Below are 16,025 nucleotides of genomic sequence, written 5' to 3'. Positions count from 1 at the left end.
ATTCACTCTTACGATGCTGAATACGCTTCTTTCTTGTTTTTCATTCGTTCAGCAACAAAGTTCATCAGGTCAACAACTCGACAGGAATAACCCCATTCATTGTCGTACCAAGCTAATAGTTTGACTTGACGACGGTTTAATACAGTTGTTGATTGCCCATCAATCACTGCAGATTGCTCTTCGCCATTAAAATCGATTGAGACAAGAGGCTCGCTTGTATAGCCTATGATCCCTTTCATGGCGTGATTCGCAGCGTGAACAAAAGTTTGATTCACTTCATCAACCGTCACATCCGTTTTCAGTTGCACAACAAGATCGACAAGGGATACATTTGGTGTTGGCACACGTAAAGCCATACCAGTTAATTTCCCTTCTAACTCAGGTAGTACTTTCGAGATGGCTTTCGCTGCGCCTGTTGAAGTTGGAATAATTGATTGACCACACGCACGGGCACGACGCAAATCTTTATGTGGATTATCAATGTTCTTTTGGTCATTCGTATAAGAATGAACCGTTGTCATCATTCCACTCTCGATTCCATATGTTTCTTCCAGAACTTTGACTACAGGAGCTAGACAATTTGTTGTGCATGAAGCATTTGATAGAATGTGATGATCGTCTTTGTAATCGCTTTCGTTTACGCCCATTACAATTGTTACATCTTCCCCTTTAGCAGGTGCTGTAATAATCACTTTCTGTGCCCCAGCTTCAAGATGGTAACCAGCTGTTTCTCTTGTTTTAAATTTACCAGTAGCTTCAATAACGATATCTACATTAAGTTCTTTCCAAGGAAGTTGTTTAGGGTCTCTTTCGGACAATAAAATTACTTCCTGTCCATTTACAAATAGTTTACCATCTTTCGCAAATACTTCACCGATAAACGGACCATGAACCGTATCATATTTTATAAGATGCGCCAACGTCTCTGCTGGATAGGAGGCGTTAATCGCTTTAATGGTTACATCACCTTCTATAAATGCTTTACGGAATACCATTCTTCCAATTCTTCCAAAACCATTAATCGCTATGTTTGTTTTCATCGGGATTTCATCCTCTCGGTCTGAAATGTGTTATATTTTTTAGTATCATTCTATGAAATAGTATAACATAAATGAACAAAATAGCGCCATTATTTTTCTTCAACAGGAAATTTTTCGTTTTGAGGATCATTTTTACTTTAAAAAGGATAAAACCAATGTACATGAACGCGAAAAAGCTTTCATCATTTTATTCATGATGTAAGCTTTTTTCTTCCACAATTACGTGGTCGTCACGGTTGTCAAAATAGCATCGATTTGATCGTACGTTTCTTGCTTTGTCCCGGTATTTTTAATGACTTGATCTGCATACTGTACTTTTTGCTCTAAAGGAATTTGTGCACGTATTCGCTGTAATGCCTCATCTTTCGTTGATTGGTCTCGCTGCATCAAACGCGTTAATTGCGTTTCTTCATCCACGTAAACAACCCAAACTTGATCAACTAAATGAAATAAATGACTTTCTACTAAAAGTGGAATATCAAAAATGATAAGCGTGTGCCCGTTTCTTTCAAAAGTGTCAGCTTCCTTAAGCATTTGTTTTCTTACTGCCGGGTGGACAATTTTGTTAAGTTGCTGACGTTTTTCTTCACTTGCGAAAACAATCGATCCCAGCGCTTTTCGATTTAACTGACCATCTTCGTGCACTACAGCTTTACCGAATGTGTTCCGAATTGCTTCAAGCGCTGGTGTACCAGGTTCAACAACCTGTCTCGCAATTTTATCTGCGTCAATAATTGGGTAGCCTTCTTCATAAAGATAGGTTGAAGCTAAAGATTTTCCACTTGCAATTCCACCTGTTAAACCAATTTTCAAGACGGTTTCCCTCCACTACAGCTTCAAAAGCCCAATAAGTATAAGTAATAAGCCTGGGAGAAAAGACAATCGTTTAACCCATTTCACATGAGCGAGGCGATATCCCCCTACCATCCCTAATGATACAAATAGAGCGCTTAGAAAAGCAACCATTAGGGCCAAACCAATTGGGGAAAAGCCCATTAAGGCAGCGGCAATTCCTGCTCCAAACGCATCAAGTGAAAGCGCTAAGCCAAGTAAGAGAGCTTCACGCCCTGTTACGGTTCCAGATGAATCCATATCTGCTTTGGCTGGGTCACGCAAGATATGAATGACGTACCCAAACATTTTTATGGTAAAGTCAATATCTTGTTTTTGAAGCCGTTGAACAGGCTCCTTCCTTGGGCGATACGTTTCAATTAGAGCCCATGCACCAATAATAATTAAAATTAGAGCACCGATGGTTTCAGCTACAGAGACGGAAATGACTTGCGCAATCGTCGCTCCAACGCTCATGGCAATCAAAATGGAGAGCCCAGAACATAATCCAATAAAGGCAAGTGAAAGCCACGGAATTTTAATTTTTCGCATTCCGTATGTTAGTCCGACACCAAAGCTATCAAGACTCAAAGCCATAGCTAAAATGATTAAGGAAAACAAAAGACCCCTCCTTACTAATTCATCATTGAACTAGTATATGGAGAGGACAGATTGTGTGTTAATGCTGACATTGAGGACAATAATGTGTGCCTCGTCCTCCTACAACCGTCTTTGTAATAAGCGTTCCACATTCATGACAAGGTTCGCCTTTTCTACCATAGACCTGCAAGCTTTGTTGAAACATACCCATTTCACCTTGACCGTTTACATAGGATTTAATTGAACTTCCTCCAGCATCTACTGCTTCTTGCAATGTTTCGACGATAGCTGTATGCAAAACCGTCATTTCTTCTTCTCCAATAGATGAGGCTAAACGCTCAGGTTGAATACGCGCCCGGTATAACGCTTCATCCACATAGATATTTCCAAGACCTACAACGGTCTTTTGATCTAGCAGAGCCGTTTTAATCGTGCGCTTTGATTGTTTGTAGACATCTTTTAATTGTTCAACCGTAAATTGCTCAGAGAATGGCTCCACCCCTAGTTGTACAAGTGGCAAGACCAATTCTTCTGTACCTTTCGTAAATAAGTGCATCGTTCCAAACTTTCGTACGTCTGCATAGCGCAGTTCTGTTCCATCTGTTAAATGAAAAATGACGTGCGTATGCTTATCTGGAGACTCTTCAGGCGCATATACCCCATAACGCCCTTCCATCCTTAAATGGGAGACAAGTACAAAATCAGTTAGTTCAAATAAAAGAAACTTTCCTCTACGTCTGATATCAAAAATGGTTTGACCGGCAATCTTTTGCATGAACGCATGCGCATCGTCTGGTTCTTTAATCATTTTTGGCCAATGAATCGTCACACGATGAACCGTTTTGCCTTTTACGAGTTCAAGTAATGTTCTTCTGACCGTTTCCACTTCAGGTAACTCTGGCATTTCATCTTCTCCCCTTTATTTTGCGTCATACCAAGAAGAACCACTTGACACGTCTACTTGTAGGGGCACATCTAATGATAATGCGTTTTCCATTACATTTGTCACAAGTTCCTTCAAAGCTTGTTCGTCTTCTGGCGCTACTTCAAAAATTAATTCATCGTGCACTTGTAAGAGCATCGTGGCTTTCAATGATGAATTCGCCAGCTCGTCGCTCATAATGACCATCGCTTGCTTAATAATGTCTGCAGCCGTCCCTTGGATAGGCGTATTCATTGCCGTTCGCTCAGCAAAGCTACGTTGATTAAAATTGCTACTAGCTAACTCAGGCAAATAACGACGTCTTGCTAATAGAGTCTGCACATAACCTGTTTTTTTCGCTTCTTTTACGACATTTTCCATATATGCCTTTACATCGGGATAGCTTGCTAAGTAACGGTCAATAAATTCTTTTGCTTCTTTTCGAGTGATGTTTAAATTTTGCGAGAGACCGTAATCGCTAATTCCGTACACAATACCGAAGTTTACTGCTTTTGCGCTACGTCTCATTTGATCCGTCACTTCATCTTCTTCAACATGAAACACGTCCATAGCCGTTTTTGTATGAATATCCATATTCTTCAAAAATGCTTCTTTCATTCTTTCGTCGCCTGATATGTGTGCAAGTACTCGTAATTCAATTTGTGAATAGTCAGCAGACACCATCAGCCAATCATCGTGAGATGGGACAAATGCTTTACGAATCTTCCTTCCTTCTTCCAATCGAATAGGAATATTTTGCAAGTTCGGATCTGTTGAAGAAAGCCGTCCAGTTTGTGTAAGCGCCTGATTAAATCGGGTATGCACTTTTCCTGTTTCCTCATTCGCTACTTTTAAAAGCCCTTCAATGTAAGTCGAATATAGCTTCCCTAGCTGACGATAGAGTAAGATATGTTCAATAATCGGGTGTGATCCCGCTAATTTCTCTAGAACGTCTGCACTTGTAGAATAGCCTGTTTTTGTTTTCTTTACGGGTGGAAGCTCTAACGTTTCAAATAATACTTGGCCTAATTGCTTCGGAGAATTAATATTAAACGTCTCTCCAGCTTCTTTATGAATTTCTTTCTCTAAATCTGCTAACCGCGTCGATAAATCGCCACCCATAGTCTGAAGCTGCCCTCGATCGACCTTAATGCCTTCTTTTTCCATTCGCCCTAATATAACAGACAAAGGCATCTCTAATTCTGCAAAAAGCGCGTATTGTTCATTTTCCTTTAGCTCATTTGCCAAAATTTCTTTTAAGACATACATCGCATATGCTTTTCTAGATAAATGCTCAGCAAGCTGTTGCTCAGCAGGAATCCCTTGCTTTGCCCCTTTTCCATAAACAGTCTCATCTTCTAATACACGAACGGATCCTTTTCGCGACGCAATATCGCTCATTTCATGGGAAGAAAGTGATGGATCAAGTAAGTACGATGCCATTTGTAAATCAAACGCAACGCCATTTAATTCAATATCTTGCCATGCGAGAGCAACAACTGCTCGTTTGGCATCAAATAAATATTTTTCTTTCTTTTCATCAGCCATAAACGTTTGAAAAAGAGTTGATTCTACAGCAACCTTTGTCGGTATAAAATAATTACCATTCTTATTTGCCAACCCAACTCCAATTATATCGGCATGATGATAATTGTCGCCAAGCATTTCAATTACTAAGGCAGAAGGGCTTATAAGATGATCTTCTTTTATCTCTGAAACGATTTCAAATGCCACTTCCTCTAATGCCTCTTCTTGTTGATCTTCATCTTCACCAATTCGATTTAACAAAGAATTGAAGGCATATGCTTTAAACAATTCCTTGACAGCTTGATAATCAAATCCGTTATAGGCTAAGTCGTTAAGTGCTGTTTCTAACGGTACTTCCGTCATAATGGTTGCAAGTTGTTTACTTAAAATAGCAAGTTCTTTATTTTCTTCTAAACGCTCTTTAAGTTTCTTCCCTGACACCTCATTAATGGAGGCGAGCACGGTTTCCACATCTGAGAATTGGGTTAACAATTTAATCGCCGTTTTCTCACCAACACCAGGAACACCAGGGATGTTGTCAGATGTATCCCCCATAAGCCCTTTTAAATCAATAATTTGTTTTGGTGTTAATCCATATCGCTCTTCTATTTTTGCTTCATTATAACGATCAACTTCGGTTATACCTTTTCGAGTAAGTACGACTTCAATGCGGTCATCAACAAGCTGAAGTAAATCTTTATCTCCTGTAATGACAACCACTTCATAACCTTTTTTCGCTGCCTCTACAGCCTGTGTTCCAATGATGTCATCTGCTTCGTACTCTTTCGCTTCATATCGTTTAATCGAGAAAGCATCTAAAAGCTTGTGAATCATAGGAATTTGACCGGATAATTCTGAAGGTGTTTTTTGACGTGTTCCTTTATATGCAGCATACGTTTTATGTCGAAATGTCGATTTGCCTGCATCAAATGCAACGAGCAAATGAGTGGGCTTTTCTTCCTCAAGCACTTTCAAAAGCATGGTTGTAAAGCCATAAACAGCGTTCGTATAGTCACCTTTTTCATTGCTTAATAGCGGTAAAGCGAAAAAGGCTCGATAGGCAATACTATTTCCGTCAATTAATACTAATTTTTTCAATCGGGATCTTCCCTTCTAGCATAACTTGTATCGGTATTGTACCATACTCGCAATTGAAAAAGAAAACAGATGGGAACGAGCGTACGCAAAAAAAGACAAGAGACATAGCTCTTGCCATCAAAATCGACCGACAGAGGAATATCGATCAGGATAAGACCGTTCTTCCTAAGTGTAGGCGACAATTGTGTTGAGGATATAAACAAACTGTAAAGATCTTGTTAAGCTTGTTTTTTCGGGAACAAAATTTTGAAGATTGATCCCTTTCCTTCTTCACTTTCTACTTCTAGTTTTCCATGATGTGCTTCAGCCAAATGTTTTACAATCGCGAGACCTAAGCCTGTTCCTCCAGAATTTCGACTTCTCGCCCGATCTACACGATAAAAACGTTCAAAAATCCGAAGCCTTTCTGGCACACTAATACCAATTCCTGTGTCTTTCACTTGAAGCTCCACATCATGTTCTTTTTCGATTAACTTTATGTGTACGGTACCATCCGCAGGTGTGTAGGCAATCGCATTCGTAACAAGGTTTAAAATAATTTGTTTTAAGCGCTGAGCGTCACCCTCAATTGTAGTTTGACCTGTTTCTGTTACATGAATGGTCATTTTCTTTTCTTCTGCTTTGCTTGAGAGCAGTGTGACAACTTCATCAGAGATTCCTTTTAAGGATACTTCTTCTAAATGAAGTAAAAACTGAGCATTCTCGATTTTAGACAGTTCAAGTAAATCCATAATTAGCGTTTGTAACCGATCACTTTCTTTCCAAATAATTTCCGTAAATTGATTTGCCAATTCAGGCTCTTGGAGAGCCCCATCGATTAATGTTTCTGCAAATCCTTTAATAGAGGTTACAGGTGTCTTTAATTCATGAGAGACATTTGCGACGAAATCTTTTCGGATTTGTTCAAGTTTCTTTTGCTCTGTTATATCATGGAGTACAATCGTTACCCCTCGCAAACGACCCGAATCTGTCACAACTGGAGCTCCATAGACGTCATAGACTTTCGTGACAAAATGCTCTGTCCATTCAATCTGCCCACGCTGTTTTGTTTCAGTCATATAAACCGACTGGACGAACTTACTAAGGTTGTCACTTGGGATGACTTCATAATAAGGCTTACCTGTTATTTTCTGGGCTTCAACAAAAAACAGTTGTTCCGTTGTACGATTCACCAGCTCTACATCACCACGAACATTAATAAATAATAACGCACTTCCCATATGGTCGATCAATGCTGCCATTTGCTCTTGCTGCACTTTATGGCGTCTTGAAAGCTGTTCTAGATTGTAGGCGAGTATATTGATTGAACGACCTAAACGTCCCAGTTCTTTATGCTGGTCTTCAAAGGTCCGTGTTTTATAGTCCCCTTCTGCTAGACGAATTGCTGCATCTGTCGCGTGATCAATCGGTTTAATAATTTGCTTAGTAATGCGCGAAACAAGAATAAACAGAATAAAGAATGCAATGAAGAAGCTTGCAGCTATGACGAACCAAACGGTTTGATTAATTTGATTTAGTGATTCCACTGACAAACCTACACGAATATAGCCTAACAGCACTTCATCTTCATAAAGAGGTAAAGCATAATAAAGTAAGTCTTCCCCGATTGTCTCACTATACCTTAGTTCAACGTTATTATCAGCGAGGGCACGCTTAATCTCAGGTCGATCAAGGTGATTTTCCATTGCTTCTGGCTCAGCCCAAGAGTCTCCTAAAACCGATCCTTTGTCATCAATAATGGTTAAACGTCCCTCAAATAATTCTCCAGCTTTAGCAGCAATTCGTTGTGCCTCCTCCTGTTCAGGAAAGCCATTTTCTGTAACGGTCCATGTTGCTAATGCTGTTTCATTCTTCATACGCTCTTCAATAAAATTTAAGTATTGCTCATTTGACCAAGCGCCAATCGTTAGTCCAAGCGCTAGCAAAACAAAGGTCACCACAAGCATAATGCTTACAACGAACCGATTTTTTACATTATTCATTTGAAATTGGTTCTTCCAACTTATAGCCAAGCCCACGAATCGTTTTAATGTACACTGGCTTTTTCGGATTTGGTTCGATCTTTTCTCTCAGGTGGCTGATATGCACATCGACTATCCGTGTATCGCCAACAAATTCATAGTTCCATACAGCATTAAGTAGCTGATCCCTCGTCAACACCCGTCCTTTATTCTCTGACAAGTAGACAAGGAGCTCAAACTCTTTTGGCGTTAAAGTGAGTAATTCCTGCTTTACATATACTTCATAATTGTCTGGGTAAATGGTTAAGTCTTTAATGACGCGTCCCTTCCCTTTTACTGCTACATCTTCTTTAGTAGCCTGTGTCTGGTCGACCCGACGTAAAATGGCACGCACTCTTGCGGATACTTCTCGAGGTGAAAATGGTTTTGTCATATAGTCATCGGCACCTAATTCTAAACCGAGTACTTTATCAAACTCATCATCTTTTGCCGTTAGCATTAAAATTGGTACAAAAATATGTTCTTGCCTTAAATTACGACACACGTCCATTCCATCCATACTTGGTAACATGAGATCAAGTATAATTAAATCAAAAGGAACTTCTTTTGCTCGCTCAAACCCAGCTAGTCCATCTAACCTCGTTTCCACTTCAAAGCCAGCCTGTTCTAAGTTGTACTTAAGTAAGGTGGAAATGGATGGTTCATCATCGACTACTAAAATGCGCTTTGCCATATAGGTAGTTGCACTCCTTTTTCTTGTGTTTGAACGGTCTTATCTTTTCTTCTCTCTATTCTCTCTTAAGTATAGCAAAAATATGAGAATGTGCTATTCCTTTATATCAGGAAGGATGGTTCGGTAAGGGACAGGAGAATTTAATACAGTTGATGTATTAATCGTTCCATACGGTATTAATCGATCAATTAGTGCACGCATGCTATTCACATCGGACACAGCAGCTTTTAAAAAGTAGCTTACTTCACCGGTTACACGGTGACACTCTATAATTTCTGCTTCATCTTTTATAACCTCTTCAAAATCCGATAATGTTACCTTTAACCCGCTCACTTGTATTAAAAGCAAGATATCCTTGCCAATTTCTTTTAACGAAACACGTGCTGTAAAGCCTTCAATAACACCTTTTTCTTGTAAACGTACGAGACGTTCTGACATACTCGGTCGGCTTAATGCTAGTTCCTTTGATAATTCACTAATTGTCATTCTGCCATTGTCTTGAAGCAGCTTTAGGATATCACAATCCATTTTATCCATTAAAAAGATCACCTTTTTTCATTTTGTACAAATAATTTATCATTTCCCTTCATTTATTAAACCACATTTTAGAAGATCCTACTAGTTGTTATACAAAACTCCTTCATTGTTATATAAACTTATAGTAACAATAACATGTAGGTGATTGAATGAATGTTTTTCGAAAGGCCATTGCGATTCTAACAGGTTGTTTTATCGTTTCAATTGGCGTTTTATTACTTCGTCATGCTGGGCTAATCACTGGTGGAACGGCTGGTTTGACCTTGACCATATCGTATGTAGTTAACCTTCCTTTTTCCTTACTCTTTTTCCTAGTAAACATACCGTTTTACGTATTTTCTTTTATAAGAATGGGCTTACGCTTCACAATTGTGACGATACTATCCGTTACTTTTTTATCCTTACTAACCGCTGTTGACACGTTTTTACCTTCTTTTACAGTCCCCATGTTTTTTGGAGCAGTCTTAGGTGGCGTTAGCATTGGTGTAGGATTAACGCTTCTCTTCAATCATCAAGCCTCTTTAGGTGGAGCCAACATTCTTGCATTGTATTTACAAAGAAAAATGGGAATAGATCCAGGTAAAACAAACTTTCTTTTTGATGGGATTGTTGTTCTTCTCAGTTTTCTAGTCGTTGGTATGATCCCTGGGCTTTTTTCCATTCTGTCTATTGTCCTTACCTCTAAAATTATTAGCCTTTACAAACATCGCTTTGTCAAACCAGTTAAACTCCAAAAAGCCTCTGTCTCTGGCGCTGGAGCGTAAAAAACCCCTCATGCGTCAAGGCATGAGGGGTTTTTTACTTATGCTGTTGGTAAAGCATCCATCACATGACGAACAGAATCAGCAGACTTATTTAACTGGTCTTGTTCCTCATCAGTTAAGTCAAGCTCAATTACTTTTTCAATACCGTCTCCACCTAAAATAGTAGGAACGCCTAGATACAAGTCGTGATGTCCATACTCGCCTTCTAGGTAAGCAATTGTTGGAATCACTCTTTTCTTATCTTTAACAATCGCTTCAACCATTTGCGTTAAGGATGCTGCCGGTGCATAGTAGGCACTACCGTTTCCAAGTAGTCCAACAATTTCACCGCCACCTTTTCGTGTCCGTTCAACAATTTCCTCTAAACGCTCAGGTGAGATTAATGTTGAAAGTGGAACGCCCCCAGCTGCTGAATAGCGAATAAGTGGAACCATATCATCACCGTGACCACCGAGAACAAATCCCGTAACATCTTCAACAGATAGATTTAATTCCTCGGCAATAAACGTTCTAAATCGAGCTGTATCCAATACACCAGACTGACCAATGACCCGGTTTTTCGGTAAACCCGATTCTTTGAATACTGTATACGTCATCGCATCTGCTGGATTCGTTAACACGATAATATAGCAATCTGGAGAATGTTTGACAATTTCTTTTGTTACAGACTTCATAATTTTCGCGTTCGTGGAAACTAGGTCATCACGACTCATACCTGGCTTACGCGCAATTCCAGCTGTGATGACGACAACATCGGAGTCTTTCGTATCTTCATAACTCGATGTGCCAATAATTCGGGAATCAACACCTTGTACAGGTGTTGATTCCATCATATCTAACGCTTTTCCTTTTGTCGGTCCTTCCATATCTGGAATATCAACAAGAACAACGTCTCCTAGTTCTTTTTGTGCAACCATAAGAGCTGTTGTTGCACCTGTAAAGCCACTACCGATAATTGAAATTTTTCTACGTTTAATCGCCATGCTAACATCTCCTCGTTCCCATTATGATTCACATTTGTTTGATTAGAGGTTTTTGATTAGTTCATCAGCAAAACCAGAACAAGAAACTTCTGTTGCACCATCCATCAAACGTGCGAAATCATACGTCACGACTTTGCTTTCAATGGTTTTATCCATTGATGACATAATCATATCAGCTGCTTCGATCCAGCCAAGGTGACGAAGAAGTAGTTCACCAGACAATAGAACAGAAGATGGGTTAACTTTATCTAATCCAGCGTACTTAGGAGCAGTACCATGAGTAGCTTCAAAGATTGCATGCCCTGTATCGTAGTTGATATTCGCTCCTGGAGCAATACCAATTCCACCAACTTGAGCTGCCAATGCATCGGAAATATAATCTCCGTTTAAGTTCATTGTAACAACTACATCAAACTCTTTTGGACGTGTAAGGATTTGTTGCAAGAAGATGTCTGCAATTGAATCTTTTACAATAATCTTTCCAGCAGCTTCTGCTTCACTTTGTGCTTGATCAGCAGCTTCTCTTCCTTTTTCCTCAACAATTTTATCGTATGTTGCCCACGTAAACACTTTATCACCGAACTCGCGCTCAGCTAAATCGTAGCCCCAGTTTTTAAATGAACCTTCTGTATATTTCATGATGTTTCCTTTATGAACAAGCGTTACACTCTTTCTACCTTCATCCAAAGCGTATTGAATAGAAGCACGAACAATTCGTTCTGTTCCTTCTTTTGAAACTGGCTTGATACCAATTCCAGACGTTTCAGGGAAACGAATTTTATTAATGCCCATTTCATCTTGTAAGAACGCGATGACTTTTTTCACTTCATCAGAACCTTCTTGGAATTCAATTCCTGCATAAATATCTTCTGTGTTCTCACGGAAAATTGCCATATTTGTGTCTTCTGGACGTTTTACTGGTGAAGGAACACCAGTGAAATAACGAACTGGACGTAAGCATGTATAAAGATCAAGCTCTTGACGAAGCGCAACGTTTAACGAGCGAATTCCTCCACCAATTGGTGTTGTTAAAGGCCCTTTAATCGCAATTAAATATTCACGTACAGCGTCTAATGTTTCTGCTGGAAGCCATTCACCTGTTTGGTTGTACGCTTTTTCACCAGCTAAGATTTCTTTCCAGTGAATTTTGCGCTCTCCACTGTATGCTTTTTCTACTGCTGCGTCTAATACGCGAGATGCTGCTGCCCAAATATCAGGACCTGTGCCGTCTCCTTCAATAAAAGGTACAATTGGTTCGTTTGGTACATTAAGAACTCCGTTAGTTGTTTGAATTTTTTCTGCTGCCATGTGTATTCCCTCCATCCAAATATGTAGAACGGATAACTCCGTTCAATTTTTACATTAAACTAGTTGCTATCGTGATTCAATGGAAACATATGAGCGTTTATCAGGACCAATATATTCTGCACGTGGTCGAATTAAACGATTGTTTGCATATTGCTCTAAAATGTGCGCAAGCCATCCTGACGTACGACTAACTGCAAAGATTGGTGTAAACAAGTCATGCTTTATTCCCAGACTGTGATAAACCGTTGCAGAGTAAAAATCGACGTTTGGCAATAAGCCTTTTTCTTTTGTAATCATCTCTTCAATTTGAATCGACATGTCATACCATTTCGTTTCATTTACAACAGTAGTTAGCTGTTTAGACATATCACGTAAATGCTTAGCACGTGGATCTCCATTTTTATAGACACGATGTCCAAATCCCATGATCTTTTCTTTGTTGTCTAAAGCTTTTCTAAGGTACGGTTCTACTTCTTCTGGCTCATTAATATCTAAAAGCATGTTCATAACAGCTTCATTCGCTCCACCATGTAAAGGTCCCTTTAATGCACCAATAGCAGCTGTTATCCCTGAATAAATGTCTGACAGTGTTGCTACACATACCCTAGCAGTAAATGTTGAAGCATTCAACTCATGATCAGCATGCAAAACAAGCGCTTTATTAAACGCCTCTACAGATAAATCATCCGGGGTTTCACCATTTAGCATGTATAAGAAATTCGCGGCAAATGATAGATCTTTATTCGGTTTAATTGGCTCTTTTCCAGAGCGAATTCGTTCAAAACCTGTCACTATTGTCGGAATTTTCGCTTGAAGTCGAACTGCTTTGTTATAATTTTCTTCTTCGTCCATCTTTTCTGCATCTAAGTCAAACAAGCCAAGCGCTGAAATAGCCGAGCGCAACGCCGCCATTGGATGTACGTCATTAATTGGATAGGCTTTCATTTGAGTGAAAATTTCTTCAGGAACTTCGGCTTCAACAGCCAATTTCTCTGTAAACGATTTCAATTCTTCTTTGGTCGGAAGTTCACCATTCCAAAGTAAATAAATAACCTCTTCAAAGCTTGCATTTTCTGCTAACTCATCAATGCCATAGCCTTGATAGGTTAATTCATCGTCAATAATTGAACTTACGCTTGACTGTGTTGCTACAATACCTTCTAATCCACGAGTAGTAGTCACCTATATCTCTCCTTTTCTCTAATAAATCCTTCACAAGACGTAACGATACCAAGTGAAGCGTTTTCGCAAAAGGATGCGAACTCTCCTATCTCCTTCAAAAGTGAAAGAATACGATTCAAGCCGAATCGAGAGCGGGTTCATAGTCTAATAGACGAGCTATAAACCAAGCTTGTTAAGCAACTTAAATGATGTCGAATGACAAAACACCTATCGTTCTACCATAACTGAAAGAAGGTAAGATATAAAGTGTTTTGCGACAACCTAAGCACTTCATATCATACCATAATTTTAAAAATACGGCTATAACCAGCATTTTTCGACATGCTATCTTCTTTTAATGACAACAAACTTACCGTTTGCAATACCAGAATGAATGGCTTTTTGTAAGCCTGCTTTTATAATGGTTCTTGTCCAGGGTATTAGAAACAATGCTCCAACAACATCTGTAAAAAAACCAGGTACCGTTAAGAGTGCGCCACCAATAAAGATACAAGCACCATCTATCATTGCTTGACTAGGAACTTGTTGCTTTTGCATTTGCAATTGAGCTAATCGTATGACCTGCATCCCTTGACGGCGTGCCACTAAAAAGCCAATAATGCTAGTCAAAAGCATAGCAAGAATGGTGTACCATACGCCAATCCACTGTACTGATAAAACAATGAACAAGAGTTCAACTAATGGAATGCCAATCGCAACAGGTAATAGAAACCGTTTAAACATAAATGACCACCTCATTTATAAGAAAAAGAAGAGCGATCGCTCTTCTTTTCTACATTATAATACACGCGCTTTGCCGCTGTAAATATTTCCGGTTTTTGCATCAACTGTGACTTCTTCACCATCAGTAAAAAGTGCTAATGCATCGTCAACACCTACAACAACTGGTGTGCTTAAATTCAAGCCAACTACTGCTGCGTGAGACGTTAGCCCACCTTCTTCTGTAATAACAGCAACAGCTTTTTCAAAGGAGTCAATCATATCTTTATCCGTCGATTTAGTAACAAGAACGGCACCCTGTGTCATTTTTGCACTTGCTTCTGCTGCATTCTCTGCTAACACGACTTTACCTGAGCCAGAACGCTGACCAATACCTTGGCCTTTTGCTTTCACTTCGCCTAGTACATGTACTTTAAGAAGATTTGTTGTTCCCGTTTCTCCTACTGGCACACCAGCTGTAATCACGACGAGATCGCCTTGAGCAACATGTCCTGATTCCATAGCTGCTTCAACAGTTAAATCAAGCATTTCATCTGTCGTGCTTGCTTGCTTACCAAATAGTGGTGTTACTCCCCATACAAGGGCCATTTTACGGAATGCTCTTTCATTGCTTGTAATCGCCAAAATAGGTGATTTAGGACGGAAACGAGAAGTCATACGTGCCGTGTAACCACTTTCTGTTGCTGTTAAAATAGCAGTTGCATCTAAATTAGAGGCAGTATGCGCTACAGACTGACCGATTGCGCTTGTGATCGTTTGCTTTGATTCTTCACTTTTCTTCCGTAGCAATTGATCGAAATTCAAGGCTTGCTCGGTACGGCTAGCAATATTGTGCATTGTTTGTACAGATTCTACAGGATAATCACCTGCTGCTGTTTCACCTGATAGCATAATTGCATCTGTTCCGTCAAAGATAGCGTTAGCGACGTCACTTGCTTCGGCACGAGTTGGGCGTGGATTTCTTTGCATTGAATCAAGCATTTGTGTTGCCGTAATGACAGGCTTTGCTTGTTCATTACATTTCTTAATTAACTGTTTTTGTACAAGTGGTACTTCTTCGGCAGGAATTTCAACGCCTAAGTCCCCACGAGCGACCATTAATCCATCCGATACTTCAAGAATTTCATCGATATTATCGACGCCTTCTTGGTTTTCAATCTTAGGGATAATGGCAATGTCAGCTGCGCCGTTTTTCTCAAGTAATTCGCGAATTTCTAACACATCAGAAGCACGACGCACAAATGACGCTGCAATGAAATCAACATTTTGCTCAACACCGAACAGGATGTCAGCTGCGTCTTTATCCGTCATACCTGGTAGGTTGACGCTAACATTAGGCACATTTACCCCTTTTTTATTCTTTAAAGTACCGCTGTTTTTTACTGTAGTCACGATTTCGTTCGCACGAACATCTGTAATCTCAAGACCAATTAAACCATCATCAAGTAATAACGTACTACCTACACTACAATCATTAACAAGGCCCGGATACGTAATCGAAATCTTCTCTGTAGAACCTACTACTTCTTCCATCGATACAATAAGTTGTTGTCCTTTTACAAGGTCAATTGCACCGTCTACAACCGTTTGTGTACGAATTTCAGGACCTTTTGTATCTAGTAAGATTGCAACTGTTTTTCCAGTTTTCTCCGATGCTTCGCGGATATTACGAATACGCGCTCCATGTTCCTCGAAGTCTCCATGAGAAAAATTAAGACGTGCTACGTTCATGCCAGCGTCTATTAATGAAACCAGTTGATCCACCGTTTCACTTGCTGGCCCTATTGTACATACGATTTTTGTTTTACGCATTTTGTTC

14 protein-coding genes are annotated in these 16,025 nt (G+C 39.6%); 1 reads left to right on the top strand and 13 read right to left on the bottom strand.

Annotated elements, in window-relative coordinates; translation table 11 throughout:
• Positions 1–8: 8 nt before the first annotated feature.
• The 8 genes from BK583_RS06740 to BK583_RS06705 all read right to left on the bottom strand — a co-directional run bounded on the left by BK583_RS06740 (position 9) and on the right by BK583_RS06705 (position 9,249).
• On the bottom strand, positions 9–1,040 hold the full coding sequence (locus BK583_RS06740; protein ID WP_038481846.1) for a glyceraldehyde-3-phosphate dehydrogenase: 1,032 nt from the start codon (positions 1,038–1,040) through the stop codon (positions 9–11).
• Between the two features lie 219 nt (positions 1,041–1,259).
• Positions 1,260–1,853, bottom strand: coding sequence for a dephospho-CoA kinase (coaE, locus tag BK583_RS06735; RefSeq protein WP_055736235.1), 594 nt, complete (start codon positions 1,851–1,853; stop codon positions 1,260–1,262).
• A 15-nt stretch (positions 1,854–1,868) separates the two neighbouring features.
• Positions 1,869–2,492: a sporulation membrane protein YtaF gene (ytaF, locus tag BK583_RS06730; RefSeq protein ID WP_078440077.1), complete on the bottom strand. Its 624-nt coding sequence runs from the start codon at positions 2,490–2,492 to the stop codon at positions 1,869–1,871.
• Between the two features lie 58 nt (positions 2,493–2,550).
• Positions 2,551–3,375: a DNA-formamidopyrimidine glycosylase gene (mutM, locus tag BK583_RS06725; protein WP_055736234.1), complete on the bottom strand. Its 825-nt coding sequence runs from the start codon at positions 3,373–3,375 to the stop codon at positions 2,551–2,553.
• A 15-nt stretch (positions 3,376–3,390) separates the two neighbouring features.
• The gene (polA, locus tag BK583_RS06720) at positions 3,391–6,018 is read right to left on the bottom strand and encodes a DNA polymerase I (RefSeq protein WP_055736233.1); all 2,628 of its coding nucleotides are present in this window, start codon (positions 6,016–6,018) and stop codon (positions 3,391–3,393) included.
• Positions 6,019–6,236: 218 nt separating this feature from the next.
• The gene (gene pnpS, locus BK583_RS06715; protein ID WP_055736232.1) at positions 6,237–8,000 is read right to left on the bottom strand and encodes a two-component system histidine kinase PnpS; all 1,764 of its coding nucleotides are present in this window, start codon (positions 7,998–8,000) and stop codon (positions 6,237–6,239) included.
• A complete protein-coding gene (locus tag BK583_RS06710) occupies positions 7,993–8,712 on the bottom strand; it encodes a response regulator transcription factor (protein ID WP_038481863.1) in 720 nt (239 codons plus the stop codon). The genes pnpS and BK583_RS06710 overlap by 8 nt, the downstream gene beginning before the upstream one ends.
• Before the next feature lie 93 nt (positions 8,713–8,805).
• Positions 8,806–9,249 carry an Lrp/AsnC family transcriptional regulator gene (locus BK583_RS06705; protein ID WP_038481866.1) on the bottom strand — a complete coding sequence of 148 codons (444 nt, stop codon included), beginning with the start codon at positions 9,247–9,249 and terminating at the stop codon, positions 8,806–8,808.
• Between the two features lie 149 nt (positions 9,250–9,398).
• On the opposite strand from BK583_RS06705, the gene BK583_RS06700 reads away from it, so the two are divergent.
• Entirely contained in the window at positions 9,399–10,013 is a 615-nt protein-coding gene (locus BK583_RS06700; protein WP_038481869.1) for a YitT family protein, read from the top strand.
• Between the two features lie 38 nt (positions 10,014–10,051).
• On the opposite strand, the gene mdh is transcribed toward BK583_RS06700, so the two are convergent.
• The 5 genes from mdh to pyk form a co-directional block, all read right to left on the bottom strand.
• A complete protein-coding gene (gene mdh, locus BK583_RS06695) occupies positions 10,052–10,996 on the bottom strand; it encodes a malate dehydrogenase (RefSeq protein ID WP_038481872.1) in 945 nt (314 codons plus the stop codon).
• Between the two features lie 42 nt (positions 10,997–11,038).
• Positions 11,039–12,304, bottom strand: a complete 1,266-nt coding sequence (gene icd / locus BK583_RS06690; protein WP_038481875.1) for an NADP-dependent isocitrate dehydrogenase — start codon at positions 12,302–12,304, stop codon at positions 11,039–11,041.
• Between the two features lie 66 nt (positions 12,305–12,370).
• Positions 12,371–13,486, bottom strand: a complete 1,116-nt coding sequence (gene citZ / locus BK583_RS06685; protein WP_055736231.1) for a citrate synthase — start codon at positions 13,484–13,486, stop codon at positions 12,371–12,373.
• Between the two features lie 324 nt (positions 13,487–13,810).
• Positions 13,811–14,209 carry an FxsA family protein gene (locus BK583_RS06680; RefSeq protein WP_055736230.1) on the bottom strand — a complete coding sequence of 133 codons (399 nt, stop codon included), beginning with the start codon at positions 14,207–14,209 and terminating at the stop codon, positions 13,811–13,813.
• A gap of 54 nt (positions 14,210–14,263) precedes the next feature.
• Complete coding sequence (pyk, locus tag BK583_RS06675; RefSeq protein WP_055736229.1) at positions 14,264–16,018, bottom strand: pyruvate kinase; 1,755 nt, start codon at positions 16,016–16,018, stop codon at positions 14,264–14,266.
• Between the last annotated feature and the right edge of the window lie 7 nt (positions 16,019–16,025).

The sequence above is a fragment of the Shouchella oshimensis genome (assembly GCF_002019765.1).
Classification (GTDB): Bacteria; Bacillota; Bacilli; order Bacillales; family Bacillaceae_D; genus Shouchella; species Shouchella oshimensis.
The sequence above is the reverse complement of the archived record's forward strand: the minus strand, read 5'-3'. Positions and strand labels throughout refer to the sequence as shown.